The sequence below is a fragment of the Caproicibacterium argilliputei genome (assembly GCF_029211325.2).
GTDB lineage: Bacteria > Bacillota > Clostridia > Oscillospirales > Acutalibacteraceae > Caproicibacterium > Caproicibacterium argilliputei.
Window position 1 is genome coordinate 1427072 of record NZ_CP135996.1, and the last position, 25969, is coordinate 1453040.

At 49.5% G+C, this 25969-nt stretch carries 25 protein-coding genes and 1 pseudogene; 17 read left to right on the forward strand and 9 right to left on the reverse strand.

Features of this window, described 5'->3' with window-relative positions; translation table 11 throughout:
- Position 1: 1 nt before the first annotated feature.
- From PXC00_RS06910 to hisE, 5 genes are read left to right on the forward strand one after another with little or no spacing between them, the layout of a single operon-like run.
- Positions 2–1069, forward strand: coding sequence for a pyridoxal phosphate-dependent aminotransferase (locus PXC00_RS06910; protein ID WP_275846319.1), 1068 nt, complete (start codon positions 2–4; stop codon positions 1067–1069).
- Positions 1069–1641, forward strand: a complete 573-nt coding sequence (gene hisB / locus PXC00_RS06915) for an imidazoleglycerol-phosphate dehydratase HisB (protein WP_275846317.1) — start codon at positions 1069–1071, stop codon at positions 1639–1641. Before PXC00_RS06910 ends, hisB begins: the two co-directional genes overlap by 1 nt.
- A gap of 31 nt (positions 1642–1672) precedes the next feature.
- On the forward strand, positions 1673–2401 hold the full coding sequence (gene hisA, locus PXC00_RS06920; RefSeq protein WP_275846315.1) for a 1-(5-phosphoribosyl)-5-[(5-phosphoribosylamino)methylideneamino]imidazole-4-carboxamide isomerase: 729 nt from the start codon (positions 1673–1675) through the stop codon (positions 2399–2401).
- Positions 2391–2744: a phosphoribosyl-AMP cyclohydrolase gene (gene hisI, locus PXC00_RS06925; protein ID WP_275846313.1), complete on the forward strand. Its 354-nt coding sequence runs from the start codon at positions 2391–2393 to the stop codon at positions 2742–2744. Before hisA ends, hisI begins: the two co-directional genes overlap by 11 nt.
- Positions 2737–3063: a phosphoribosyl-ATP diphosphatase gene (gene hisE, locus PXC00_RS06930; protein WP_275846311.1), complete on the forward strand. Its 327-nt coding sequence runs from the start codon at positions 2737–2739 to the stop codon at positions 3061–3063. The genes hisI and hisE overlap by 8 nt, the downstream gene beginning before the upstream one ends.
- 66 nt (positions 3064–3129) lie before the next feature.
- On the opposite strand, the pseudogene PXC00_RS06935 reads toward hisE, so the two are convergent.
- The 4 genes and pseudogenes from PXC00_RS06935 to PXC00_RS06950 form a co-directional block, all read right to left on the reverse strand.
- Positions 3130–3435, reverse strand: a pseudogene (locus tag PXC00_RS06935) (transposase); the annotation flags it as partial.
- Between the two features lie 167 nt (positions 3436–3602).
- The gene (locus tag PXC00_RS06940; RefSeq protein WP_316935190.1) at positions 3603–3806 is read right to left on the reverse strand and encodes a helix-turn-helix domain-containing protein; all 204 of its coding nucleotides are present in this window, start codon (positions 3804–3806) and stop codon (positions 3603–3605) included.
- Between the two features lie 147 nt (positions 3807–3953).
- The gene (locus PXC00_RS06945; RefSeq protein ID WP_275845079.1) at positions 3954–5405 is read right to left on the reverse strand and encodes a J domain-containing protein; all 1452 of its coding nucleotides are present in this window, start codon (positions 5403–5405) and stop codon (positions 3954–3956) included.
- A 15-nt stretch (positions 5406–5420) separates the two neighbouring features.
- Positions 5421–6380 carry an RluA family pseudouridine synthase gene (locus PXC00_RS06950; protein WP_275845078.1) on the reverse strand — a complete coding sequence of 320 codons (960 nt, stop codon included), beginning with the start codon at positions 6378–6380 and terminating at the stop codon, positions 5421–5423.
- A 201-nt stretch (positions 6381–6581) separates the two neighbouring features.
- Here PXC00_RS06950 and PXC00_RS06955 point away from each other — a divergent pair, with 201 nt between their 5' ends.
- Genes PXC00_RS06955 through uvrA form a run of 3 tightly spaced genes read left to right on the forward strand, consistent with a single transcriptional unit; the run spans position 6582 to position 12151 of the window.
- Positions 6582–7340: a JAB domain-containing protein gene (locus PXC00_RS06955; protein ID WP_275845077.1), complete on the forward strand. Its 759-nt coding sequence runs from the start codon at positions 6582–6584 to the stop codon at positions 7338–7340.
- A 3-nt stretch (positions 7341–7343) separates the two neighbouring features.
- Entirely contained in the window at positions 7344–9308 is a 1965-nt protein-coding gene (gene uvrB / locus PXC00_RS06960) for an excinuclease ABC subunit UvrB (RefSeq protein WP_275845076.1), read from the forward strand.
- Positions 9309–9310: 2 nt separating this feature from the next.
- Entirely contained in the window at positions 9311–12151 is a 2841-nt protein-coding gene (gene uvrA, locus PXC00_RS06965; RefSeq protein WP_275845075.1) for an excinuclease ABC subunit UvrA, read from the forward strand.
- Here uvrA and sdaAA read toward each other — a convergent pair.
- Complete coding sequence (gene sdaAA, locus PXC00_RS06970; RefSeq protein ID WP_275845074.1) at positions 12148–13035, reverse strand: L-serine ammonia-lyase, iron-sulfur-dependent, subunit alpha; 888 nt, start codon at positions 13033–13035, stop codon at positions 12148–12150. The genes uvrA and sdaAA overlap by 4 nt on opposite strands.
- Positions 13035–13703 carry an L-serine ammonia-lyase, iron-sulfur-dependent subunit beta gene (sdaAB, locus tag PXC00_RS06975; RefSeq protein WP_275845073.1) on the reverse strand — a complete coding sequence of 223 codons (669 nt, stop codon included), beginning with the start codon at positions 13701–13703 and terminating at the stop codon, positions 13035–13037. The genes sdaAA and sdaAB overlap by 1 nt, the downstream gene beginning before the upstream one ends.
- A gap of 235 nt (positions 13704–13938) precedes the next feature.
- Here sdaAB and PXC00_RS06980 point away from each other — a divergent pair, with 235 nt between their 5' ends.
- Complete coding sequence (locus PXC00_RS06980; protein ID WP_275845072.1) at positions 13939–16572, forward strand: SH3 domain-containing protein; 2634 nt, start codon at positions 13939–13941, stop codon at positions 16570–16572.
- A gap of 75 nt (positions 16573–16647) precedes the next feature.
- Here PXC00_RS06980 and PXC00_RS06985 read toward each other — a convergent pair whose 3' ends face one another.
- Positions 16648–18180: a YifB family Mg chelatase-like AAA ATPase gene (locus PXC00_RS06985; RefSeq protein ID WP_275845071.1), complete on the reverse strand. Its 1533-nt coding sequence runs from the start codon at positions 18178–18180 to the stop codon at positions 16648–16650.
- A 205-nt stretch (positions 18181–18385) separates the two neighbouring features.
- Between PXC00_RS06985 and PXC00_RS06990 the strand changes: the two genes are divergently transcribed.
- The 8 genes from PXC00_RS06990 (at position 18386) to PXC00_RS07025 (ending at position 24674) form a co-directional block, all read left to right on the forward strand.
- Positions 18386–18973: a sigma-70 family RNA polymerase sigma factor gene (locus PXC00_RS06990; RefSeq protein ID WP_275845070.1), complete on the forward strand. Its 588-nt coding sequence runs from the start codon at positions 18386–18388 to the stop codon at positions 18971–18973.
- Between the two features lie 118 nt (positions 18974–19091).
- A complete protein-coding gene (locus PXC00_RS06995) occupies positions 19092–19367 on the forward strand; it encodes a zinc-ribbon domain containing protein (protein ID WP_275845069.1) in 276 nt (91 codons plus the stop codon).
- Positions 19368–19436: 69 nt separating this feature from the next.
- Positions 19437–19640 (forward strand): DUF1858 domain-containing protein, encoded by a 204-nt coding sequence (locus PXC00_RS07000; RefSeq protein WP_275845068.1) that lies wholly within the window; start codon positions 19437–19439, stop codon positions 19638–19640.
- A 62-nt stretch (positions 19641–19702) separates the two neighbouring features.
- Complete coding sequence (locus tag PXC00_RS07005; RefSeq protein WP_275845067.1) at positions 19703–20395, forward strand: class I SAM-dependent methyltransferase; 693 nt, start codon at positions 19703–19705, stop codon at positions 20393–20395.
- Positions 20396–21172: a Nif3-like dinuclear metal center hexameric protein gene (locus tag PXC00_RS07010; RefSeq protein ID WP_316935195.1), complete on the forward strand. Its 777-nt coding sequence runs from the start codon at positions 20396–20398 to the stop codon at positions 21170–21172. It begins immediately after the preceding gene.
- A 25-nt stretch (positions 21173–21197) separates the two neighbouring features.
- Positions 21198–22958, forward strand: a complete 1761-nt coding sequence (locus PXC00_RS07015; RefSeq protein ID WP_275845065.1) for an Rqc2 family fibronectin-binding protein — start codon at positions 21198–21200, stop codon at positions 22956–22958.
- Positions 22959–23005: 47 nt separating this feature from the next.
- Positions 23006–24238, forward strand: coding sequence for a glycosyltransferase (locus PXC00_RS07020; protein ID WP_275845064.1), 1233 nt, complete (start codon positions 23006–23008; stop codon positions 24236–24238).
- 16 nt (positions 24239–24254) lie between these two features.
- Complete coding sequence (locus tag PXC00_RS07025; RefSeq protein WP_275845063.1) at positions 24255–24674, forward strand: hypothetical protein; 420 nt, start codon at positions 24255–24257, stop codon at positions 24672–24674.
- A 70-nt stretch (positions 24675–24744) separates the two neighbouring features.
- Here the strand turns inward: PXC00_RS07025 and PXC00_RS07030 are convergent, their stop codons facing one another.
- Positions 24745–25203: an ACT domain-containing protein gene (locus PXC00_RS07030; protein WP_275845062.1), complete on the reverse strand. Its 459-nt coding sequence runs from the start codon at positions 25201–25203 to the stop codon at positions 24745–24747.
- Positions 25204–25217: 14 nt separating this feature from the next.
- Positions 25218–25967: a 4-hydroxy-tetrahydrodipicolinate reductase gene (gene dapB, locus PXC00_RS07035; protein ID WP_275845061.1), complete on the reverse strand. Its 750-nt coding sequence runs from the start codon at positions 25965–25967 to the stop codon at positions 25218–25220.
- Positions 25968–25969: the final 2 nt, after the last annotated feature.

The following is a 25969-nucleotide window of genomic DNA, read 5'->3' on the forward strand; positions in this document are numbered from 1 at the left end:
TATGGCTTATCAACTGAACGAAAAACTGAGCAGACTGCAGCCTTATGTACCAGTTGCGGAAACCGCCGGAATTATCCATTTGGACGCGAATGAGTCCTTCCTAAATCTGCCGGAAACGTTGCGGCAAAAAATTTCGGAAGCGGTGGCACAGACTTCCTATCACCGCTATCCAGATCCCTATGCGGTAGAACTGTGCAAAGCCTTTGCAGCATATTATCACGTAAAGGAAAATCACATTACAGCTGGAAACGGCTCTGATGAGCTGATTAGTCTGTTGATCTCCAACTTCCTCATGAAGGGAGAAACTGTCGTTACAACAGATCCGGATTTCTCTATGTACACGTTTTATCCAGCTTTAGCAGAAACAAATTGCGTGGAAATCTGTAAAGGGAACAACTTTTCAATTTCTTCGGAAGACCTGATTTGTAAGGTTCAAGAACTTCATGCCCGTATGCTCCTCTTCAGCAATCCCTGTAATCCTACTTCGCTGGGCCTTACAAAACAGCAGATTCTGCAAATTGTAAAAAATGTGGATGCTTTGGTTGTGGTAGACGAGGCATATATGGACTTTTGGGATTTGTCGCAGTCGGTTCTGGGGGAAGAAGAAAACTACGACAATCTGATTGTCTTGAAAACCTGCTCGAAAGTCGGTGCCGCCGCCATCCGCTTAGGATTTGCTGTTTCAAATGAGAAACTAACCGGCATTTTGCACGCGGTTAAGTCGCCTTATAACGTAAATACCTTAACGCAGAAAATCGGTTCTCTATTCCTACAGGCACAGGATGTTCTGCGCAGCCGTACAAAAGCCATACAAATCTCCCGTGATGCTCTGCAAAATGGCGTTGAAGCCGTTCTGCAGCGTCATCCCGGCGCCTTTCAGCTGTATCGCAGTTGTACCAATTTTGTAATCTTGCGTCTGCCCCGTGCGGATGCGCTGCATACGTATTTGATGGCACATGGCATTTCGGTGCGTTTGTTTCCGGGTTTCCTGCGTGTAACTGCCGGCAGCGAAACGGAAAACGCTGCTTTTTTGAGCACATTGGAAGCCTATTTGGAGGAGGAAAACTGATGCGTACATCCAAGCAAACCCGAAAAACCAAGGAAACAGAAATCACCGCAGACCTTTCTCTGGACGGCGGCGCAGTCACGGTTTCTACAGGAATCGGATTTTTTGACCATATGCTGACGGCGTTTGCCGTGCACGGCGGATTTGGGCTAAACCTGTCTGCAAAGGGAGATTTATTTGTCGACTGTCACCACACGGTTGAGGATACCGGAATTGTCCTCGGCAAAGCATTTGCAGAAGCATTGGGTGACAAAGGCGGCATCGCGCGTTACGGTTCTTTCTTTATCCCGATGGATGAAGCACTGGCGTTTACCAGTCTTGACATCAGCGGCCGGCCGTATCTGGTGTTTGATGCGAACTTTTCGCAGGCGCGCGTCGGTGAATTCGATACCTGTATGACGGAGGAATTTCTTCGCGCTTTCGCGGTGAATTCCGGCATCACCCTGCATTGCCGGGTTTTGTACGGAACCAATGCACATCATGAGATTGAGGCGGTCTTTAAATCACTGGGGCATGCTTTGCACCAGGCTGTTTCTGTGCAAAAAGGTACCCTTTCCACCAAAGGTATTTTGTAAATTAAAGTTTGACAGCAAAGGATGAAAAGCAATGCTGATTTTTCCGGCAATTGATATCAAAGACGGCGAGTGTGTCCGTCTGCGCCGCGGCGACTATGCAACCGCACAAAAAGTTGCGGAAGATGCGCTGCAGACAGCACGAAGCTTCGAGGCAGAAGGAGCGGCGTGGCTGCACATGGTTGATTTAAACGGTGCCAAAGACGCACACCCGGTAAATGCTTCCCTGGTTTTTCAAGTCGTCCGTAAAACCGGATTAAAAGTTGAAATCGGCGGCGGGATTCGGCAGATGGATACCGTTGCATATTATTTGCAAAATGGCGTTTCCCGTGTCATTTTAGGTTCTGCCGCACTGCGTAATCCTGCCTTCGCCAAAGAAGCTGTGCGCAAATGGAAAGAGCAAATCGCCATCGGGATTGACGCCAGAGAGGGAAAAGTGGCGGCAGAGGGCTGGCAGAAAACTTCAACGGTTGATTACCTGGATTTTGCAAAGCAAATGGAGCAGATCGGGGCACAAACCTTAATTTTTACGGATATTTCGCGTGACGGAATGCTTTCCGGCCCAAATCTGGAAATGCTGGATCGCATGAATCAATCTGTTTCCTGCCGTGTGGTGGCAAGCGGCGGTATCCGTCATTCTGCCGATATTACCGCGTTAAAGGCGCTGAACCTGTATGGAGCGATTTGCGGAAAATCCCTTTATGAAGGTACATTAAATTTATCGGATGCAATTTCTGCTGCGGGAGGGCAAGATGAAACCTGATTTGCAGACTTTTGACTTTGAAAAATATTTCGTAAAAAGTGAGTTGCTTCCCGCTATCGTACAGGAAACGGGCACAAAGGAAGTGCTGATGCTTGCTTATATGAACCGGGAATCACTACAAAAAACATTGGAAACTGGCTACACGTGGTTTTGGTCCCGTTCTCGCCAGGAATTGTGGAACAAAGGAGCCACTTCCGGGCACCTGCAAAAGGTAGTTTCCATAACGAGCGATTGCGATGACGACACGCTGCTGATTGAAGTTGTGCAAACCGGGGCAGCCTGCCACACAGGCCGTCACAGTTGCTTTTTTCATACAATTCTGGAGGCGAATGAAAATGCGTGATACATTTGAAGAACTGTACAATACCGTTGTGCACCGCAAAGAAGCAAAGGAAGAGGGTTCTTACACCTGCTATCTGTTTGATAAGGGACTGGACAAAATCCTGAAGAAAGTAGGCGAAGAGTGCAGCGAAACCATTATCGCCGCGAAAAATGGCGTGAAAGCAGACACGGTGGGGGAAATTTCGGATCTGCTCTATCACCTGACGGTAATGATGGTCAATGAAGGAATTTCCTTAAATGATGTAAAAGCGGAGCTTGATAAACGCGCACAGAAAACCGGAAATCTGAAAACCTTTCATCAAGTGAATCGCAACAGCTAATTAACGCGCAAAAAGCGCCACGGAAACCAGTTGAAATGACCCCGAAAAGTTAGACAAATAATTTCATTAAGCAACCGAAAGGGCTTGTAGTCTGTGAATAGCAGGCGGCAAGCCCTTTAGCTTTGCCTTGGCACGGCGATTGTTGTAATAATCAAGATAGTCAATGAGCTCGGTCTTGAAATGCTCCACGGACTCGAATTCCTGTGAATACAGCAATTCTGTTTTTAGTAAGCCAAAGAAATTTTCTATCACAGCGTTATCCAAACAATTGCCTTTGCGGCTCATGCTCTGTCGAATCCCTTTTTCTTTGAGCATTCGTTGGTATTGTTTGTGCTGATATTGCCAGCCCTGGTCAGAATGTAAAATAAGATTGGTTTCATCGGAAATGGGCCACTTCCAGCAGAATGTCCAGTGAATAACTTTGCCTCAGCCCTCGAATTACCAGCGTTTTTTGCGCGCTTTTCGCTCGTCTTCCAAAACCAAGGCTTGCAAGTTTTTTAAGTATGCCACCTCCGCATGCAGACGTTGATTCTCTGCAATTAAGTCCTCTTCCACTGCTTATTCAGCTTAGAAATGCGGCCTTTTCGCGTGCCGCTGGCGGCACTGGCACGTCCCCGTCGTTCTATAGCCAGACCTTCAGGACCTTCTGTGAGATAGATACGCTCCCATGAGGCTATTCGTTTAGAATCACTTACTTCAAATTGTCGCGCGGCTTCACAGTAGCTTAACTTCTCCTTACGCATCGTTTACTACCATAACCTTGAATTCCGGCGTATAGCGTTTGTTTGGTATTCCTTTTGGCATATAAAAACACCCCTTTAGTTATTTCAGTATATCATACTGTCTAACTAAAAGGGTGCAGTTCAGTGAAGGTTCCATGGCGCTTTTTGCTATTTCATTAGAGATTCCGGTACAGTAAACTTTCCAATGGGATTTTCTCCGTTAGTATGCTTAGAAATCCAAACCCCGTTTTCCGCAAAAGAAGCAATGTGCGGTGCCGAACCGAGAATGTAATTTTCCGGAGCCGTGTAAACGAAGTCCGCTGCCGCCGGATCAAAGATCTGCATGGAGTATGTGCGCTCTGTAAAAGAATCCTTGACCAGCGCCTGCGTGAACACGTAATCACGGTTTGCGCAGGAAAAGACACGATACACAAACTGCCCCTGCAATTCCCAACTTTTAAGAATTTTTCCGCTCTCTCTGTCGATGATTACAGCCACGCAGGTATGGGTTCCGACAGAGTCCTCCGCAGTAAAGCATAAAAACAGCCGATGCTGTGAAAGCGCAAGAGCGGCCATTTTATCAGAAGTAACTGTCTCGACCAGCGGCTGTCCCTCTTCATTTTTCAGCTTGACAGTCCGCAGGTCTGTTTGTACAGGTGCTTGCGCGGAACCTTGTTCCATAACAAGTGTTGCGCTGCTGCGACGCAGATAAATTTCCTGCGCATCGGACTCGTTTGGCAGATCCAGAAAGAAGCAGTCGCCAATGCTCCCATACAGATGATTTTCCATCGCGCGCACCTGCACCTTTGCCGCTGCGTGTGTGTGCGGAAGAAACGTTACCACTGCCTGGTGCACGGTTCCGTCTGCATCTTCCAGCAGACTTTTGGGAATGTAAACACGGTTAGACTTTCCAGATTTATAAGTATATAAATCCCCAAACAAGTTGTTCGTCTGCAGAAACGCATCTTCCAGCAAAATATTTTTGGTAACCGAAAACTGCTCCTGCTGCAGCGGGCCAATATCCAGCAGCAAAGACGCCGTATTGCTGAGTTGGTTCTGGGGTATAAACAGACCGAGCACCAACAAAACGCAGCCGGCAAGAAATCCTAAATTCAGCTTGCGCAGACCGTTTGTTCTGCGCCGAAGAGAGCGGCAGACATAAATTACAATGCAGATTCCATAAACCAAGAGTTTGGCCGAGGCGGAAACCAGCTTTTTACTGAAGTCCAATGCGAGAAGCGGGTATCGACTGTCGGAAAACAAATTCGGCATAACAGCGGAAAGCAGCAGATACACAAGCCATGAAAAAACGATGATGCCGACTGCGGTGAATAATTCCTTAATGCCGAATCTTCTGATAACGCTTCGTGCTGCTTCACTGCCGCGTGGTCCTGTAAAGTGGGCGCGGAATTCCTTTGACATTTTCCAGAAGCCGTATTTTTTTCGTTCCGGCCGTTGATGCTTGCGGGCAGCGTTGATAAAGCGGTAGGCCTGTGTCAATTCTTCTTCGCCAATGAGATCGCCTGTTTCCAATTGTTCTAGCGCTGCACGATATGCTTTTTTTAATTCCTTTTTCGTACATCCGGGTTTCAGACCCAGCAAATCATAATAATTTTTCATAAGCATCAAATATCCTCAGGGCCACTGCTGAAAAAGGGGCAGAAACCAAATCTCCTTTGTTTCAAATTCCCTTCCATCCAAATAAGAAAGGATGCCGGCATCGGTGGTAAAGGCAAATTTGAGCTTGTAGGAATACAAAGCCTGATAGGGAAGCCCGCAGGCTTTGTTCATGGCGTTTGTTCCGTATTTGCCGTCACCAAGCAGAGGATGCCCGATGCTTGCCATATGGGCACGAATCTGATGGGTGCGTCCTGTTAAAAGATCCACTTCTACTAAAGAGGCACTTTGCTTCTCTTGCAGCACCCGGTATTTGGTGCGAATCGTCCGCCCGCCCGGCACCGGATGCTTGTGAATATAAACGCGGTTTTGCGCTTCATTTTTTTCCAAGTAGCCTTCCAAAACCGCTTCCCGTTTCTGCAGATGACCGCTGACAAGGCAGAGGTAAAGTTTGCAAAGCTCCCGATTTTTCACTTTTTGGTTTAGGATTCGCAGTGCCTCAGCGTTTTTGGCAGCCATGACGATGCCGCCTGTGTTGCGGTCAATTCGATTGACCAATGCCGGCGCGAAGCTGTTTTCATCGTGCGGATTATATTCCTTTTTCATGTAAAGATAATGCTGAACCCGCGCAATTAGGGAGTCAAAGTGATAATGCTCATCCGGATGCACAATTAAACCCGGCTGTTTGTCCAGCAAAAGCAGGTTGGCATCCTCATAAAGAATCTTTAACTTGACCGGTGCTTTTAAAAAATCGAATTGTTCCGGCTGCTTCTGCAGAAATTCATCTTTGACGTACAGGGAAAGGATGTCTCCTTCCTGCAGGCGTGTGTTGACCGCGCAACGCTTGCCACCAATTTTTATATCCTTTTTTCGAATTGCTTTATAAAGCATAGACTGCGGCAGATTGGGATAAGTTTTGGTCAAAAATTTATCCAGCCGCTGGCCTGCATCGTTCTTTTCAATCACGACAGTTTTCATGAACAACCTCTTTCAAATAAGATCTGTATTATTATAGCATAAAGCAGGCAAAAGCAAAAGCGCTTTCCGGAAAAACCGCAACAGCCGTTCTTTAGGAGACTAGGTCACAAAAAATCAGAACGTTTTTTCGAAAACGCTTTCCAAAAGAATCATTTTCATGTATAATAGAGAGGCAAATGAACAAACGCTAAGGAGACTGCTATGGCGGTAAAAGATAAAAATTTGCACAACGGCCATCGGGAACGACTGCGTGCGCGCTGCCGCAAGGATGGTCTGGATAATTTTGAAGAACATGAGGTGCTGGAACTGCTGCTGTTTTATGCAATTCCTTATCAGGATACCAATCCGCTGGCACACCAGCTTTTAAATCGGTTCGGTTCCTTTGCTGGTGTTCTGGATGCTCCGGAAGAGGAACTGCGCAAAGTGAAAGGGGTGGGGGAAAATACTGCCCTTTTACTAAAAATCATTCCTTCCCTTTACCGTAGGTACCAAATCAGCCTGCAGAGAACGGTAACTTACATTGCCGGAGAAGCGGACGCTGCCGCGTACCTGCAAAATTGGTTCGTGGGGCGCACGCATGAGTTCGTTCTGCTCATGTTGTTGGACGCGAGGCATCGGCTGCTGTTCTGTGACACAGTCAATGAGGGCACTGCAACCACTGCGAATATTTACATTCGTAAAATCGTGCAGTTCGCTGTCCAATACGAGGCTACTTTTGCTTTTCTGGCACATAACCATCCAAGTGGGGAACTGCTGCCGTCCGTTCAAGATTTGCACGCAACTAAGCTTATCTACGATGCTTTGGCAAGCGTTGATGTACAACTCGTCGACCATATCATTGTTTCACAGAGCGATTATCTTTCGCTCAAGCAAAGTGAATACTTTGATTATGCCATTGAACTTGGCACTGCGCCGCGTTCGGAACGAAACGTTGCGGAACCCGGAAAGGGGCAAGAGTAGCGTATGGACTTTCAACTAGTTTCGCCATATTCTGCTACCGGCGACCAGCCACAGGCCATCAATCAATTGGTACACGGGCTGCAAAGCGGCTGCAAGGAGCAGGTCTTGAAGGGGGTTACCGGCTCCGGCAAAACCTTTACCATGGCCAATGTGATTGCCCAAGCCAACCGGCCAACACTGGTTTTGGCGCACAACAAAACGTTGGCAGCACAACTCTGCTCAGAATTTCGCGCATTCTTTCCGAACAATGCGGTGGAGTACTTTGTTTCCTATTACGATTACTACCAGCCGGAAGCCTATATTGCGCAGACAGATACCTACATTGAAAAGGATTCTGCCATCAATGACGAAATTGACAAATTGCGGCATTCGGCAACGTCTGCGCTGTCAGAGCGCCGCGATGTGATTATCGTGGCAAGCGTCAGCTGCATTTACTCGCTGGGCGACCCAATCGATTACCGCAGCATGGTCATTTCTCTGCGGCCGGGTATGGAAAAAGAACGAGACGAGCTTCTTAAAAAGCTGGTGGAACTGCAGTATGAGCGCAACGACCTGGAACTTTCCCGAAACAAATTCCGTGCGCGGGGAGATGTGGTCGAAATTTTCCCGTCTTATTCCAATGACACAGTTATTCGAATTGAATTTTTTGGCGATGAGATTGACCGCATCAGTGAACTGAACGCTCTGACCGGCGAGCTAAAGGCGGATTTAAAGCATATTGCTATTTATCCTGCTTCGCATTATATTGTCCCACGTGACAAAATGCTGCGGGCTTTGACGGAAATTGAAGCGGAAATGAAGGAACGCGTCAAGTTTTTTGAGGAACGCGGCAAACTGATTGAAGCACAGCGCATTCGGGAACGAACCACTTACGATATGGAAATGCTGCAGGAAATCGGCTTCTGCAAGGGAATCGAGAACTATTCCCGCGTGATGTCAGGCAGACCAGCAGGCAGTGCGCCGTTTACACTACTGGACTATTTTCCGGAAGATTTTCTGCTGTTTGTAGATGAGTCTCACGTCACGCTACCGCAGGTGGGCGGTATGTACGGCGGTGACCGTGCGCGCAAAAAGAATCTGATTGATTACGGGTTTCGTCTGCCGAGCGCTTACGATAACCGCCCTTTGAATTTTGAAGAGTTTTACCACCATATTCGGCAGGTCATTTTCGTCAGCGCAACACCAGGAAACATGGAACTGCAAAAAGCGGCGCAGGTTGTGGAGCAGGTCATTCGCCCGACCGGTCTGCTGGATCCGGAAATTGACGTCAAACCAACAGAAGGGCAGATTGACGACCTGATATCTGAAATTAACCAGCGCACTGCAAAAAAGCAGCGCGTGCTGGTTACAACGCTCACCAAGAAAATGGCGGAAGACCTGACTGCTTATCTGGAAAACATGGGTATTCGGGTGCGTTATATGCACCATGACATCGATACGGTGGAGCGGCAGGAAATTATCCGGGATTTGCGACTGGGTGAGTTTGATGTTCTGGTCGGCATCAACCTGTTGCGGGAAGGTTTGGATATCCCGGAGGTCAGTCTGGTTGCCATTCTCGATGCAGACAAAGAGGGCTTTTTGCGCAGCGAACGCAGCCTGATTCAGACCATCGGGCGCGCGGCACGAAACGCAGAAGGGCACGTCATCATGTACGCAGACACGGTTACCCCCAGCATGGAGGCTGCCATCCGCGAAACCAACCGCCGCCGCTCCCTGCAGCAGGCTTACAACACCGCGCATGGTATTACGCCCAAAACCATTACTAAAAAAGTTGCCGATGTTCTCGAAATTTCTTCCAACAAAGAAGAAAAGAAAGGCCGTAAGCAGAAAAAGCGTCTGTCACCAATTGAACGTGAACAGGAGATTCAGCGCTTGACGAAGGAAATGCAGGCAGCTGCCAAGCAGCTGGAATTTGAACGTGCGGCCTCTCTGCGTGACCGCATTGCAGACTTAAAGAAGGGGAAATAACGATGCCGTCGAAAAATATTTTTATCAAGGGTGCCAGAGAACACAACCTGAAAAATATTGATTTGGAAATTCCGCGTGATAAGCTGATTGTTTTCACCGGCCTTTCCGGTTCAGGGAAAAGCAGCCTTGCTTTTGATACGATCTATGCGGAAGGGCAGCGCCGCTACATGGAGTCCCTTTCTTCCTATGCGCGCCAGTTTCTCGGTCAGATGGAAAAGCCGGATGTGGATTATATTGAAGGACTTTCTCCGGCGATTTCTATTGACCAGAAAACCACCTCTAAAAATCCACGTTCCACAGTGGGCACTGTTACGGAAATCTACGACTACCTGCGGCTGCTGTACGCACGTGTCGGCGTGCCGCACTGCCCGGTCTGCGGGCGTGTCATTGAGCAGCAGACCATTGACCAGATTGTAGACCAGGTTATGACGCTGCCGCAAAAAACGAAAATTCAAATTTTGGCGCCAGTCGTGCGCGCACGCAAGGGAACCCACGCAAAAGAGTTTGAGGCAGCACGAAAAAGCGGATTTGTCCGTGCACGGGTAGATGGAATTCTGTATGACCTTTCGGAAAAAATTGAACTGGAGAAAAACAAAAAACACACCATTGAAATTGTCGTGGACCGTCTGATTGTCAAAGAGGACATCCGCTCCCGTCTGGCAGACAGCATCGAAACGGCTGCTTCTCTGACTGGCGGTATATTGGTTGTCAGTCCGGCTGGGCAAGAGGATATCCTCTTCAGCCAGAACTACGCTTGCCCAGAACACGGCTTGGGCGTAGAGGAACTCAGCCCGCAGATGTTTTCCTTTAATAATCCGGTGGGCGCGTGTTCCAAATGCACGGGCTTAGGCGTATTCATGAAAATCGATCCGGATCTGATTCTGCCGGACAAATCGCTCAGCATCCGAAAAGGCGGTGTCAAAGGCGGCGGCTGGGCCATGGAGGGCAGCACGATTGCTGCCATGTATATGAAAGGGCTGTCAAAGCACTATCATTTTTCCTTGGAAACGCCTATTGGGGATCTGCCGCCGGAAATTATCGACATCATCCTGTATGGCACAAAAGGAGAAAAGATTGAGGTTGAGCGTTCAAATGGGTTCAGTACGAACCGCTACCAAACCATTTTTGAAGGCGTCATCAACAATCTGGAGCGCCGCTTCCACGAAACTTCAAGCAATTGGATTAAAGAAGAAATTGAATCCTATATGAGCGCCATTCCCTGTGATGCCTGCCATGGGAAGCGGCTGAATCCCATGAGCCTTGCGGTCACAGTTGGGGAGAAGAACATTGCGGATTTCTGCAGCCTTTCCGTGGTACAGGCGCTGGACTTTCTGGATAAGTTGGAGCTGACCGGCCGCAACGCGGTAATTGCAAAGCCGATTTTAAAAGAAATCCGTTCCCGCTTGGGCTTTCTGAAAAGCGTGGGGCTGGGATATTTGACGCTTGCGCGTTCTGCCGGCACGCTTTCCGGCGGAGAGAGTCAGCGAATCCGTCTGGCAACACAAATCGGTTCTTCGCTGATGGGGGTTGTGTATATTCTGGACGAACCGAGCATCGGTCTGCACCAGCGTGACAATGACAAATTGCTCGCCACGCTCAAGCACCTGCGCGACCAGGGAAACACCGTAATTGTCGTGGAGCACGATGAAGATACTATGCGTGCGGCTGACCACATTGTAGATATCGGCCCGGGCGCCGGTGTGCACGGCGGCGAAGTGGTGTTTAACGGCACGCCTGCCGAAATTGTAAACTGCGAGGCTTCCATTACCGGGCAGTATCTAAGCGGCAGACGCCGCGTAGAAGTGCCTGCCGTGCGCAGAACCGGCAACAGAAAGTCTCTGAAAATTATCGGTGCATCGCAAAACAATCTGAAAAATATCAATGTGAATATTCCTTTGGGGAAATTCGTCTGCATCACCGGTGTTTCCGGTTCCGGAAAATCCTCGCTGATTAACGAAATCCTTTATAAATATCTGGCGGCACAGCTGAACGGAGCCAAAACGCATCCCGGAAAATTTAAGGAAATCCGTGGGCTGTCCGAACTTGACAAAGTGATTCAGATCGACCAGAGTCCGATTGGTCGCACACCGCGTTCCAATCCCGCCACGTACACCGGTGTTTTTACAGATATTCGCAATCTGTATGCCAGTACGCAAGACGCGAAACTGCGTGGCTACACATCCGGCCGTTTTTCTTTCAATGTCAAGGGCGGGCGGTGTGAAGCTTGCGAAGGTGACGGCATCATTAAAATCGAAATGCATTTTCTTCCGGATATTTACGTACCATGCGATGTCTGCCATGGAAAGCGATACAACCGAGAGACACTCGAAATCAAGTACAAAGGGAAATCTATTTACGATGTTCTGGAAATGACCGTAGAGGAAGGCGTGGAGTTTTTCAGCGCAATTCCACGCATTGCCCGCCGGCTGCAAACCCTGCAGGACGTTGGACTTGGTTATGTAAAAATTGGCCAGCCTGCCACAACGCTTTCCGGTGGAGAAGCGCAACGGGTCAAGCTGGCAGCGGAACTGAGTAAGCGTCCAACCGGTCGAACTATTTATATTCTGGACGAACCGACAACCGGTCTGCACATCGCCGATGTGCACAAACTCATTGAAGTTTTGCAAAAACTCGTAGACAACGGAAACACCGTGGTGGTCATTGAGCACAATCTGGACTTAATTAAAACAGCCGACTGGATTATTGATCTTGGCCCGGAGGGCGGCGATGCCGGCGGTACCATTCTGGCACAGGGAACACCGGAGCAGGTAGCCGAAGTAGAAGCTTCCTACACCGGGCAGTACCTGCGGCGTCTGCTGCCGTCCTGCAGGGAGTCCGACTAAAATGCAGCCAAACGCCGTTTTGCCAAATCTTTGGCGATTTTCTTTCCTGTTGGGGTGCCTGCCAATCCGCCACGACCCGTCTCTCGTAGATCGGAAGACATTTGGTCACCGACTTCGCCCATAGCATCAATCACCTCATCCACAGGAATGCGACAGACAACACCGGCAAGCGCCATATTCGCCGCGCCAACCGCGTTCAGTGCGCCCACCACGTTTCGCTGCACACAGGGCACTTCCACCAAACCTGCAACCGGATCGCATACCAAGCCAAGCAAGTTACTGAGCGCCATTGCACAGGCATCTGCGCTCATTTCTGGGGTGCCGCCCCACAGCGCGGTCAGCGCTGCCGCAGCCATCGCGGAAGCGGTGCCGATTTCTGCCTGGCATCCGCCGGACGCACCGGCAATGGAGGCACGTTGCGCAATGACTTGCCCGAAACCGGCAGCAACGTAAAGAGACTGAATGACTGCGTCATCCGTGCACTTCTGCCTGCGCACCAGTGGGATGAAAACCGCGGGCAAAACACCGCAGGAACCGGCGGTCGGCGTTGCGACAATGCGCTTCATGCAGGCGTTGCACTCACCAATTTTCAGGGCTTCCGCGACAATTTCGTTCAAGAAGGTATCACCAATTAGTTTTCCTGTATGCATCGCTTCGGCTACTTTGGCGCTGTCTCCGCCGACTAATCCGCTGTGAGAGCGGTCAGCCGCACAGTAAGCCGCGCTGGTTTCCTTCATAACCTCCCACAGGTGCTGCATCTCATGCAGAGATGCTTCTTCGCTGCTGTGCTGCGCGGAAGCATCATTCAGCAGGATAGATTTCCAAAGTGGCAGTTTCTTTTCGCTTGCGTCCCGCAGCATCTGTTTTACCGAATCATATGCCATTACGTTTCGTCCTCCACATTCATATAGGATACTTTAATGATTCCGTCCAGGGTCATCAGCCAATCCACCAGATCCGACGGAATGGGCTGGTCACACTCCACAACCATGACCGCGTAGCCGCCCTGCACGTTTCGGTACAGCTGCATGGTTGCAATATTGACATTGCGCTGTGCTAAAATGGTGGCAACCTGTGCGACGTGTCCCGGCTGGTCCAGATTATGCACAACCAGCGTGTTGCAGTCTCCTGAAAAGTTGGTATCAATTCCGTCAATTCTGCACACGCGGATGCGTCCGCCGCCCAGAGAAGCTGCCTCGATTTCAAGCGTGCGCCCATCGCCGGACGCAACGGTCAGAACAGCGGTATTGGGATGAGCACCTCGAAGATTGACCGTTTCAAATGAAAACGTCAGTCCCTGCTCTTTTGCAACCGCAAAACTGTTTGGAATCCGTTCGTCGTCCGGGTGCATCCCCAACAGACCTGCAACAATGGCGCGGTCCGTACCATGACCTGCACCGGTGCTTGCGAAAGAGCCGTGCAGTTTAATGTCTGCCTTTTTCGGCGCAATGCCAAGCAGGCGGCGGGTGACCAGCCCGATTTTTACCGCACCTGCTGTGTGTGAGCTGGATGGTCCAATCATGACGGGACCTAATATATCGAAAAGCTTCATCGTGTGTTTCCTTCCTTGCAGCGAACCTGATTGTTTCTTTTCACTTTACACTGCCGCGTGCGCTTTTGTCAACCAAGGGACGGAGATACCGAAAAAAGTAACAAAATTTGCCGGATAATTTTGCTTGAAAGCCGGTTACATTTCTGTTATGATTTAATATGTTTAAAAAATGGCAAAGACGATTCCAGCACGCCGTATTCGGCTGTGCTGACGATATTCTTCCTGGAGGGGTTTCATGAAATACTTTTCCAAATCGACCACCTGTATTCTGGCGGTTTTGCTTGCCGCTTCTGTTTGCTGTACCGCGGCAGCACCTGCCTTTGCTGCGGATGAGGGGACAAGCACCGCTTCCTACACCACCTCAGAAACAGCTGACAGCCTTCGGCAGACGTCCGCCTCTGCTGTTACCAGTGTCAAAGTGCATTCCAACGGCAAAGATCTGGATGTTACCACTGACCCTAACACCGTTTTGGAACTTCCGCGGCTGAGCATCCTGACCTTTACCGTAAAAAGCACCCGGGCGGTCAATTACACCGCCGGTACCGGTTCGGTAGCACGTACCGGCACTTTAACCGCCTATAATGCTTCCACCAAAGAATCTACATACAACGTAACGGCCATTGGGGCATTGGGAACTTCCAGTGGGCTGTATCTGGATGGCAAAAAGATTTTTTCCATCAAGGTCGGGCACACGCCGTTTGTGTGTGATACAACCATGCCGGTTACCAAAACCATTGGGGAAAACTACACATTTAAAGTGACAGCTGAAAATAGCGCAGATGCCATCAGTTTCCACGTTGGCAACGGTTCTCTTGCCGCAACTGCCGCATTGCCTGTCCGCACAGAAAGCGGAAAAAAAGCCTATTACTTTAAATTAACTGCCGTCAAGGAAGGCCGAACCGGCGTTTACGTCACTGTAAACGGCACTGCTTATTATTCCTTTGATATCATTGTCCATGCAAAAGAAAGTTCTGAAAAGTCGGCCTTTACCTGTTCTCCTTCTACAGACGTTACTAAAACGGTTGGTGAAACATACACATTTCAGGTGACAGCCGGAAGCACCGCAGACAGCCTAACCTTTAACGCAGGAAATGGCAGCGTCCTTTCCACCTTCGCCGCAGCGCCGAGCGTCAGCAATGGAAAAAAAGTTTACACGTTTCGCATAACCGCCCTGAAAGCAGGCAAAACAGGCATTTATGTCGTTCAAAACAGCGGAACGCCCACACACGTCTTTGATGTCACCGTGCAGGACAAAGCCAAAGACGACAGCAACACCGATAAAAAATATGCTGTCTTAACGGGTGACAATGTGAATCTGCGCAGCGGTCCGGGGACTTCTTACGATGTTGTGGACAACTTGGCCAAAGGCGCTGTCTTTCAGGTTTTGGACACCAGCAACAGTGAATGGACCAAAGTGACCACCAGCAGCGGCCAAATCGGCTATGTTTCCACGCAGTATCTGCAGTTCACCTCCACGCCGGGCAGCAGCGCCTCGCAGTTGTCCATCAGCAAAGCATCCGGCACTTTTGCAGCGGGCAAGTCTATGTTTATTTCCGCAACTGTAAAACCGACCGGCAGTTATGTAACCTGGACTTCATCCGATGAAAAAATTGCAAAAGTCAAAGCAGATGGAAATTACTGCTATATTCTCGGCGTATCATCCGGCACAGCAACCATCAAAGCTGCATCCGGCGGCATCAGCACCTCCTGTACGGTTACGGTCACTGCGGCTGATCCGGTTCGCTTTACATACGCCTCACCAAACGTTGTAACTGCCGGACAGGACGTTGTACTCTATGCGACAACAGATCCTTCACGCACCGGTGTGCAGTTCCAGCTTGACGGCAAAACCTATCCTGCGGACTATATTCGCACGGACAGTACAAATGGTGTTTCTACAAAAGTCTGGAAAGCAACTGTTTCCGGCTTGGCACAGGGAACCTTCTCCTATACCGCTGTCAGCAAAACAACCGGCAGCTATTCCACAGCCGGAGTCAGCGGGGATATTTTTGTGACTGCCGCGAAGGACTACGCAACAACAACACAGGAAAATCATCGTGCAAGCGAAGATATGCTCAACTTCCTGTCCGCGAAGGAAGGATACTATGCCTCTCCATACCGGGATACACTGACCACAGACCAGATTCCAACCACCGGATACGGTATGGTTCTATATGACGGCGATGTTTTTTACAATGATATGAGTGAAACCGAAGCATGGGCCTGCATGGTAAACGATATCAATAAATCCAGCTACACTTCCGCAGTCAATTCGCTCAGAAGCAAAAATAATTTGTGGATGTCACAAAGTCAGGCGGACGCCTTAATCAGCTTTGCATACAATGTCGGCAGCAGTTATTTTGCAGACATGAGCACCTCCTGCACTTTCCGGGACGTCATGTTGAACGCGGTGGTTCCGCCGACGGACGCATCAGCTTCCAAGGCATACCGGGCCAGACTGACCGGTGACTCCGTCCTTTACACCGCAGCCAGCGGCGGGAGCAGTCTCGGCACCGTTTCATCCGGTACTGTGGTACAGGTCATCGGTGTTTCTGACGGTTCCAAGTACAATCAGCAGCACAAGAATGTTTGGTATCAGGTGCAGGCAAATGGCAAAACCGGCTGGATGAGCGCTGCGTATGTACATATTGATGACAGTTACAATTTGAAGCATGACTTAATTTACACCAATGCGGATGTTTTCGGTTCGCAGATGGCTCGTTGGTGCATGGCAGGGGGCAGCCCGATTTCCGGCTTGCTGTATCGCCGCATCCAGGAAGCCAATATGTATAATTACAACGACTATAATACGGATTTGACTTACGCGAAAAGCAATCCGTATGGTTACACATTGCCTTCGCTCTCTTAACCGAAAGTAATAAGCAGCAGAACTGCGCATCTCTTCATCAGGTGTGCGGTTCTGCTGCTTTTAGTATTCCGACCGCTATCGGCGGCGCTCCCAGTATTTTCGGTCTAAACTGCGGTACTGCACAGATTCGGCGGCGTGTTCCGCCTCAATATCTGTAGAACCGGCTAAGTCTGCAATCGTTCTGGCAACTTTCAGCACACGGTCATATGCGCGAGCGGAAAGTCCCAATTTTTCAAATGCAGCCTTCAGCAATTCTTTGCCTGCGGGAGAAAGACGGCAGGCATCATTCAGAAGATCCGGCGTGATGCGCGCATTGCAGGTAATTGGCGTACCCCGAAAACGTTCATTTTGAATTTCGCGTGCTGCATTCACACGTTTGCGGATCTCTGAACTGGGTTCGGCTTTTTGCACACCGGAAAGCGATTCAAAATTGACCGGCGGCACTTCTATGTGCAGATCGAGTCGGTCCAGCAGGGGACCGCTGACGCGGCTTAAGTACCTGCTCACCTGATCCGGTCTGCAAGTACAGGGATGTGTGGGATGCCCGAAATAACCACAAGGGCATGGATTCATCGCAGCCACAAGCATGACAGAGCAGGGATATGTGACCGTGCCGCTGACACGGGAAATGGTCACAACGCCGTCCTCAATCGGCTGACGCAGCACTTCCATGGTGTTCCTTGAGAATTCAGGAAGCTCATCCAGAAAGAGAACCCCGTTATGTGCCAAAGACAATTCACCGGGGCGCGGCATAGAGCCACCGCCAGACAGACCGGACGGGGAAATCGTGTGGTGTGGTGCCCGGAAAGGTCGCACGCTGACCAGAGAAGTGTCACTGGGCAGTGCTCCGGCTATGGAATGAATTTTCGTCGTTTCCATCCGCTCCCGCAGCGTCATATCCGGCAAAATAGAGGGGAGACGCTTGGCAAGCATACTTTTGCCGGAGCCGGGCGGGCCAATTAAAAGTACGTTGTGCCCGCCTGCTGCCGCAATTTCCAAGCCGCGCTTGGACTGTACTTGCCCACGGACATCCGCAAAGTCCAGTGTATGATCCAATGCTTCGGGCGGCGCAGAAACCGGTTTTGCCGCTGTCAGCTGCTGATTCCCACACAAAAACGCTGTAACATCACGAACATTTTTTGCAGGAAAAACCTGAATATTTTCGACTGCAGCTGCCTCCGCCGCGTTTTGCTCCGGAACAAAAATACGGGTAAATCCGTTCTCCTGCGCCCCAATAGTCATCGGCAGAATGCCGCGAACCGGACGCAGATCGCCATTCAGCGAAAGTTCCCCTAAAAACACGCTGCGACCCGGATCTTCGGTCAGCTGACCGGTTGCACGCAAAATGGTAATAAAAAGCGGCAAGTCATAAATTGGCCCCTCTTTGCGCTTGTCTGCCGGTGCAAAATTAACAGTCACCTTGCCCTCCGGAAAAGAAAAGCCGCAGTTTTTCATAGCAGAGCGCACTCGGTCTTTCGATTCTTTTACTGCCGCATCCGGCAGCCCCACCATATCAAAAGAGGGCAGTGCCCGGGTAATATCCGACTCGACCAAAACCGGGAACGCTTCCATCCCATACAGTCCCATACTGTACACCTGCGTAACCATGAAATTCCTCCTGCATATCCTCTGTTTTCCGCAATCTGCCATCGCGGTTCCTTATATTATACGACATTTTTCGGGAAGATGATACCAATTTTAAAATTTAATGAATCAATACCGGTCACAATCTTTTTTGCGCTATTGACTTCCCAGAATGTATGCGGTACAATAAATGCTGAGTCAAAGACTGGGTAGGCTGAGGTGTTTTTGTGTGGACAAACCGTTAGAGCACGTTCTGTCTGCCTGCACAGACGGGCAGCTTGCCGAGTCTGTACAAAATGGAATTCCTGACGCGTTCGCTGAACTGACAGCCCGTTACCTGGATCTTGTGCGTGCAAAGGCAACCCCCTTTCACTGTACGTTTTTAGATGCAGATGATCTCTGCCAAGAAGGTCTGTGGGGGCTTTATCTGGCCGCCTGTACCTATCAGCCGGATAAGGGCGCGCGCTTTTCCACTTATGCGGGCATCTGCATCCGAAATTGTGTGGTCGCTGCTTACCGCAAGGCAGTAAATGGCCGGCAGCTGCCGCCGAACGGTTTTGTTCCACTCAGCGAGGGTGAGGAGCTTTCCGCACCGGAAGCCGATGAGCCGGAAGTTCTCTTGCTGAGCAAGGAACGGTTGGAAACCGTGCAGGAAGCTGTACAAAAAGTTTTGACTCCCATGGAACAACGGGTACTGAAGCTTTATCTCAGCGGTTGCAAGTATTCGGAAGTTGCCCAAAAAATTGGGATTTCCCAAAAAGCAGCTGACAATGCACTCCAGCGGGTGCGGCAAAAGTTAAGGAAGCAGTCCTCATAAAGGCTGTTTTAATATGCCCTGTAGGCTTTTTTAGCAGGTAGGATTTTACAGAAAACTGCGGTTCAATTCCGCAAAAGGGCAAAGAAATTTTTTATTTATTCTAAGCGAGGTAAATCAAATGTACCAGGACAAGACTTTAATTTGCAAAGAGTGCGGCGCTGAATTCGTTTTCACCGCTGGAGAGCAGGAATTCTACGCAGCAAAAGGCTTTGTAAATGAGCCGCAGCGCTGCAAGGCCTGCCGTGACAAACGGAAAAATGGCGGTCGGCAAGAACGCGAGATGTTTACCGCTGTGTGCGCAAACTGCGGCAAAGAAGCAAAAGTTCCCTTTAAGCCGCGCGATGATCGCCCTGTTTACTGCAGCGAATGCTTTGCAAAAATGCGGGAAGAATAATTTAGTTCCAGTTTGCGTTTGCTTGCCCCGGGAACTTTCCCGGGGCTTTTTTAAAAGGAGGTACAAAAAATGGTCGTAACAAAAAATATGGTAATCGGTGAAATTCTGGATGCTGACAGTTCCACGGCACCTTTCTTCATACAAATGGGAATGCACTGCCTGGGATGCCCGGCTTCCCGCGGCGAGTCTTTGGAGGAAGCATGCGCCGTGCATGGCGTGGATGCCGATGAGATGGTAGAAGTATTAAATCAGCACCTGGCAAAACAGCACTGAACCGATTAGCCGCCCGGCAGCGCCTTGGCATCCGGGCGGCTTTCCTTTTAGGAGTATTTTTCATGACTTCGGAACATTCCATTCATTTAGGAAACAGGCTGCGGCTGTGTGCCGCATATGTACGGCCGCAGGCCGCATTATGTGATGTTGGAACTGACCATGCTTATCTGCCAATCTGGCTGCAGCAGCAGAGCCGCATTCACTGTGCTTTGGCTTGCGATGTCCGTTCCGGACCGCTGGAAAGCGCCAAAACGAATATTGCAAAGTTCCATTTGCAGGATCACATTCAAACGCGGCTGTCGGACGGACTTGCCGCCGTGCAGCAAGCGGAAGCTGAGGATTTTGTAATCGCCGGCATGGGCGGCGAATTGATTGCGCGGATTGTCGCAGAAACGCCATGGCTGAAAAACCGGCAGAAGCAACTGATTCTGCAGCCTATGACACGCCCGGAGCACCTACGTGCGGCTATGGCAAAAAACGGTTTTGCATTGCTACAGGAAGATGCCGTGTGTGACGAAAATCGAGTTTACACGGCAATGCTGTATCGCTATGATCCCCTGCACGCGCCGATTGATGCAACCCAATGCTACATTGGAGCGCTCAGCGGAAAAACAGCGGAGGAACGGCGTTACCTTAAACGGCAGGCAGACTTCTTGCAAAAGCGCATCGCTGGCTTTCTGCACGCACAGCAGCAGGAAGAAGCCGACCGGCTTCAGGCGATCCTTCTGCAGCTACAAAAATGCATACAGGAGTAGGTGAACCTTTTGACAACAACGGGAGATATTTATGACTTTTTAGACAGCTTTGCACCTTTTCGTACTGCCATGAGTTTCGACAATCCCGGCCTTTTGGTCGGAGAACGGCAGACACCGCTGCAAACGGTTCTTTTTTCTCTGGACATCACACCACAGGTGGTCAAAGAAGCACATACACTAAAGGCACAGTTGGTGGTAAGCCACCACCCGGTTATTTTTGACCCGCTGAAACAGCTTGCAAAGGGTTCCGCACCGTATCTGCTGGCGCAATACGAAATTGATGCGGTTTGCGCACATACAAATCTGGATATGGCTGCCGGCGGAGTCAATACAACGCTTGCGCAGTGCCTTGGGCTGCGCAACGTGCACACCCTTGTTGAGTATGCGCCGAGTCTGCCGGAAGCACTGGTCGGGGAACTGTCGGAACCGCTTGCGCCCGCAGCGTTTGCAGAACAAGTCAAACAGCAGCTGCACTGTGACGGTGTACGCTATACGGATGGCAAACGCACCATCAAAGCAGTCGGTCTTTGCAGCGGCAGCGGAGCGGATCTGATTTATGAAGCCGCTGCTGCCGGCTGTGAAGCGTTTGTCACTGGAGAAAGCAAGCATAATCTACTGCTGGATGCCGAACAAATGCAGCTTACTTTGGTGGAAGCTGGGCATTTTGCAACAGAAGATCCGGTTATAAAACCACTTCTGCAAAAAATACAAAAACAATTTCCGGAGCTTTGCTGTATCAAAAGCAAAGCAATGCACAGCCCGGCACAATTTATCTAACATTTCCGGAAGAAGGAGGGAAAGCATGGCACTGGATGGCGCTTTCCTAAGACATATCAAGAAAGAAATTGAATCTACCGCACTTGGCACAAAAGTTGATAAGGTTTATCAGCCAAACCGTGACGAGCTTTTTCTGTTCCTGCGCGGGCGCAACGGAACCTATAAACTCTTGCTCTCTGCCCGCGCCAACAGCGCGCGCATCCACTTTGTGGAGGGAACACCGGAAAACCCAAAATATCCGCCCATGCTCTGTATGCTGCTGCGCAAGCGTCTTTCTGGCGCCAGGCTGGTACAAATTCGCCAACTCGGTCTGGAACGTGCATTATTGCTGGATTTTGACGGAACCAATGAATTGGGGGACACGGTGCGTCTGACACTGGCTGTGGAAATTATGGGACGCTACAGCAATGTGATTTTTGTAGATGGTGATGGCAAAATCATTGACGCTTTAAAGCGTGTTGATGCAGAGATGAGCTCAGAGCGGCTGGTTTTGCCCGGACTCACTTATCATTTGCCACCGCCGCAGGAAAAGCTCTGTCTATTAGACGCAGAACCGGAACAAATTCTCGCCCGAATTCGCTCGCTGCCCGCAGACATGGAACTACAAAAAGCACTTTTGCGTACGCTGCAGGGAGTTTCTCCGGTTGTCTGCCGGGAACTGCAGTTTCAAATTGGCGGGGAGCAGTCTGTCACCATTCACGATTTGTCCGCGGAACAGCAGAAAGCCTGTGTGGCGGCACTGACTAAACTGCGCAAAATCATTTTGGAAATTTCCGGACAGCCGGTCATAGTCATGGGGCCGGAAAAGCCGTTTGACTTTTCTTTCTTGCCGATTCGACAGTATGGCTCTGCGGCGAAAGGGAACGTAAAGCCAACTTTCTCGGCACTTTTGGACAGTTTTTACGGTGACCGCGACCGCATAGAGCGAATGCACGTCAAAAGTCAGGATCTGCTGCGGATTCTTGCAACTGCTTCTGAGCGTTTAAGCCGGAAAATCAATCATCAGCGCGCGGAATTGCAGCAGTGCGAAAAGCGTGATGAAATGCGGACACGTGGAGACCTTTTGAATGCCAATCTTTATCGCATTCCCAAAGGCAGCGCTTCTGTTTCCGTGGAAAACTTTTATGAACCGAATCAGCCACCGCTGAACATTCAACTGGATCCGTCATTGTCACCCAGCCAAAATGCGCAGAAATATTATAAGGCATACCGAAAAGCCAGCACCGCTCAGAAAATGCTGACTGTGCAGATTGCGCAGGCAAAGGAGGAACTTGCCTACTTGGATTCTGTACAGGAAGAACTTTCTCGCGCGGAATTGGAACGCGACTTGAATGAGATTCGCGCAGAATTGACAGAGCAAGGATACATTCGCCGCAAAAAAGGAAAGCACGGCAAGGAGCAACTGATGCAGCCCCTGCACTTTCAAACAAGTGACGGTTTCACGGTATTAGTCGGTCGCAACAACCGCCAAAACGACCAGCTGACTCTAAAACAGGCACATAAAAATGACGTCTGGTTCCACACGCAGAAAATTCCCGGCTCTCACGTGATTCTGGTGACACAGGGCAGAGAGCCAACAGAAATTGCCTTGGCAGAAGCAGCCGGTCTTGCGGCATTTCACAGCCGTGGAAAAGATTCAGCGCAGGTTCCGGTCGATTACACATTGGTACGTTATGTCAGCAAACCACAGGGCGCTAAGCCCGGCATGGTTATTTACGTCCGTCAAAAAACCCTTTACGTAACTCCCGACGCAGAATTTGTAAAATCCCGCATGGAACGTTCCTAATAATGCCTTTCAAACTCATGATGTTTACACAGAAAGAATTTTTGCTTATGAAAAGACTTTGCCTGATTACGGATCATTACCCTTTTACACGGGGAGAACTTCCTTTCGTCCTGCCGGAATTGGCTGTGACGCATCAGTACTTTGATATCCAAATTTTCTCAAAGGAAACGCAGGGCCGTCAGGAATATATACCGCCATACGGAATCCCCGCTAAACATTTTGACCTCATTCCCAGCAAGGCGCTGAAAGCAGCCCGGTATCTTCTTTATAAAGCCAAGCCAATGTACCAGCAGGAAGTCAAGGAAAAACATCCGAATTTTCCACGGGATACGGTAGAATCGGAAGTGCGTAATTTCCTTTTTCAAGCTGAAACGTTGCGAAAATGGCTGAAAAAAGAAGGCTGCTTCGCAGATTTGGAAAATACGGTTTATTATACTTTTTGGTACAGCACCGGAACTATGGCGCTGGTACTGGAAAAGCTGCGGCATCCGCAGATGAAAATTGCAACGCGGGCGCATGGATACGACCTTTACGATGAGCGTCAGCCCTGCGGGCAGCTATTTAAATCCTATATGGACCCCTATGTGAATCTCATCGCGTTTATTTCTCGTACCGGTCGTGACTATTACCTCAGCCACTTTGCCGAAAAGAAAAATCAGGATGCTTACCGCGTCTTTTATCTGGGCGTGCCGGACAACGGTTTAAATCCCCCAGCAGAAGCTGCGGGAAATGCGCCGATGGAGCTTTTTTCCTGCTCAAATGTCATTCCGCTGAAACGCATTTCGCTTTTGGTGCAGGCAATTCAACTTTTAAAGTTTCCGGTACATTGGTATCATGCCGGCGGCGGCGAGTCCTATGACGAAATAACAGCGTTATGCCATCGGTTGCTCGATCCCATGGGAAACATCACTTGGGAAATGCCGGGTGCCATTCCCAATACGGAAGTGATGCAGTATTATCAGCGGCATCATGTGGATTTGTTTTTGACTTCTTCCCAAACAGAAGGACTGCCGGTATCTATCATGGAAGCATACTCCTACGGGGTTCCGGTTGCCGCCACAGCAGTCGGAGGAATCCCGGAAATGGTAAATTCGGGAACCGGATATTTGCTCTCTAAAAATCCGGAACCGCAGGAAATCGCTGAAGTCATCCGCGCCCACCGGGACGCCAGCCACACCATGCGCGCCAGCCTGCGCCTGAACGCGCGTCAATTATGGTTTAACTCATTCCATGATAAAAAAAACCATGAGAAATTCGCAAAAGCGCTTTTAAGCCTGTAAAGAGGAGGATGCTAAAATGGCAGAGGAACAAACCCCCGACAGAAAAGCGGAACTGGATGAAGCCAACCAGCTGAAAGACGAGGTCATGCTCGGTCTACAGGTGGGGGAACCGGCTGAAAGACTTTTACTGAAAGCGGTGCATGCACTTGCACTGATGGATCATGATACCGTTTCTTTTGAAGAAGCAAAGCGTACTTTAATTGCCATTTACGGCGATACGTTAGGCAAACCGGTTCCGCTGGAAATTGAACTGGAAGAATTTACAAAGCGCCTAAAGAAAATTAAAGTCTTTTACGAAGAGGCAAAAGAAAAAGCAGACAGCGAAGACCATGAAGATACAGACACTGTAGAACGTGCGCTAAACGCCATTCGGGCACATGAGCGCAGAATCGCTTACTTGAAAAGCAGGCTCGGGAAAACTTCTGACAAGGCATAAAGAAAACCCATTCTTCAGATTTTAACAAACGCTGAAGGATGGGTTTTCTTTATTTTGTATGCGGTTCCATTTACTGTAGGGATTTTTGCACAGCTTCCAATGTTGTTCCGAAATCTGCTTCTGTAACCAACATGGAAATATCGACATCCGAGGTAGTGACAATGCGAATATCTGTATTGACAGTTGCCACAGCAGAAAACACCTTCGCTGCTACGCCGGGTGTATGCACCATATTGGCATCATAAACGTTAATCTTGCAATTTCCGCTACTGATAATCGTTTTAATTGACGACTTTTCCTGTAGGGCAGAGGTGAACTTTAAAATCTTTCCCAGGTCATCATCACTGATGGTGAAAGAAATTGCCGTACAGCAGCCATGGTTCGGCGAAAGGGAAATCATATCAACATTAATGCCCAAATCTGCGATTTTCACAAAGGTATCCGCTAAAAAGCTGGGATCAGCAGGACAATTTTGCAGGGTAACTAAAGTGATTTCACTGCTGGTATTGATTTTTTGAATTGCAGCCATTTCAATTTCACTCCTTATTTCAGCAAATCTGACATATCATAAAGTCCGACCGGCTTACCAACCAGATAAGCCGCAGCATTGACCGCGCCAACTGCAAACACTTCTTTTGACTGTGCCGTGTGCGCGATTCGAATGGTTTCATGATGCCCGGCAAACAAAACTTCGTGTTCGCCAACAATAGTGCCGCCGCGGATAGAATGAATCCCGATCTCAGACGGCTCCCGCTTTCTGCGCTGCGAATGGCGGTCGTATACATACTGCGTTGTGCCGGAACGCGTCTGCGAAATCGCATTCGCAATCATTAAAGCCGTACCGCTTGGAGCGTCAATTTTCTGATTGTGGTGCTGCTCAATTACTTCCACATCAAATGCACTGCCCAAAACCTGCGATGCCTTTTTGCACAGTTCTATCATCAAATTGATGCCCAAGGACATATTGCGGGAATAAAACACAGGAATTTCACGGCTTGCTTCCTTTAAAGCTGCTACCTGTTTTTCATCATATCCGGTTGTGCAGAGAATGACCGGGAGCTTTTCCCGTTTTGCAAGGGCAAGCAGAGAAAACAACGCGGACGGATTTGAAAAATCAATCATCACGTCGGCTTTGACATTGACCTCGGTTGGGGAGGAGAAGACCGGAAAATCACAGGCGCAGGGGCGCAGGTCAATCCCCGCTACAGCCTGCATTTGTTCCCGCTGTGCAATTTCCTGTGCCACAACATGACCCATTTTTCCGCTGCAGCCGCTGATTATGACTTTAATCATTG

Coding starts and splice junctions, on each gene's coding strand:
- PXC00_RS06910 (WP_275846319.1), top strand. CDS start 2: ATGGCTTATCAACTGAACGAAAAACTGAGCAGACTGCAGCCTTATGTA.
- hisB (WP_275846317.1), top strand. CDS start 1,069: ATGCGTACATCCAAGCAAACCCGAAAAACCAAGGAAACAGAAATCACC.
- hisA (WP_275846315.1), top strand. CDS start 1,673: ATGCTGATTTTTCCGGCAATTGATATCAAAGACGGCGAGTGTGTCCGT.
- hisI (WP_275846313.1), top strand. CDS start 2,391: ATGAAACCTGATTTGCAGACTTTTGACTTTGAAAAATATTTCGTAAAA.
- hisE (WP_275846311.1), top strand. CDS start 2,737: ATGCGTGATACATTTGAAGAACTGTACAATACCGTTGTGCACCGCAAA.
- PXC00_RS06940 (WP_316935190.1), bottom strand. CDS start 3,806: ATGCGTAAGGAGAAGTTAAGCTACTGTGAAGCCGCGCGACAATTTGAA.
- PXC00_RS06945 (WP_275845079.1), bottom strand. CDS start 5,405: ATGAAAAATTATTATGATTTGCTGGGTCTGAAACCCGGATGTACGAAA.
- PXC00_RS06950 (WP_275845078.1), bottom strand. CDS start 6,380: ATGAAAACTGTCGTGATTGAAAAGAACGATGCAGGCCAGCGGCTGGAT.
- PXC00_RS06955 (WP_275845077.1), top strand. CDS start 6,582: ATGGCGGTAAAAGATAAAAATTTGCACAACGGCCATCGGGAACGACTG.
- uvrB (WP_275845076.1), top strand. CDS start 7,344: ATGGACTTTCAACTAGTTTCGCCATATTCTGCTACCGGCGACCAGCCA.
- uvrA (WP_275845075.1), top strand. CDS start 9,311: ATGCCGTCGAAAAATATTTTTATCAAGGGTGCCAGAGAACACAACCTG.
- sdaAA (WP_275845074.1), bottom strand. CDS start 13,035: ATGGCATATGATTCGGTAAAACAGATGCTGCGGGACGCAAGCGAAAAG.
- sdaAB (WP_275845073.1), bottom strand. CDS start 13,703: ATGAAGCTTTTCGATATATTAGGTCCCGTCATGATTGGACCATCCAGC.
- PXC00_RS06980 (WP_275845072.1), top strand. CDS start 13,939: ATGAAATACTTTTCCAAATCGACCACCTGTATTCTGGCGGTTTTGCTT.
- PXC00_RS06985 (WP_275845071.1), bottom strand. CDS start 18,180: ATGGTTACGCAGGTGTACAGTATGGGACTGTATGGGATGGAAGCGTTC.
- PXC00_RS06995 (WP_275845069.1), top strand. CDS start 19,092: ATGTACCAGGACAAGACTTTAATTTGCAAAGAGTGCGGCGCTGAATTC.
- PXC00_RS07000 (WP_275845068.1), top strand. CDS start 19,437: ATGGTCGTAACAAAAAATATGGTAATCGGTGAAATTCTGGATGCTGAC.
- PXC00_RS07005 (WP_275845067.1), top strand. CDS start 19,703: ATGACTTCGGAACATTCCATTCATTTAGGAAACAGGCTGCGGCTGTGT.
- PXC00_RS07015 (WP_275845065.1), top strand. CDS start 21,198: ATGGCACTGGATGGCGCTTTCCTAAGACATATCAAGAAAGAAATTGAA.
- PXC00_RS07020 (WP_275845064.1), top strand. CDS start 23,006: ATGAAAAGACTTTGCCTGATTACGGATCATTACCCTTTTACACGGGGA.
- PXC00_RS07025 (WP_275845063.1), top strand. CDS start 24,255: ATGGCAGAGGAACAAACCCCCGACAGAAAAGCGGAACTGGATGAAGCC.
- PXC00_RS07030 (WP_275845062.1), bottom strand. CDS start 25,203: ATGGCTGCAATTCAAAAAATCAATACCAGCAGTGAAATCACTTTAGTT.
- dapB (WP_275845061.1), bottom strand. CDS start 25,967: ATGATTAAAGTCATAATCAGCGGCTGCAGCGGAAAAATGGGTCATGTT.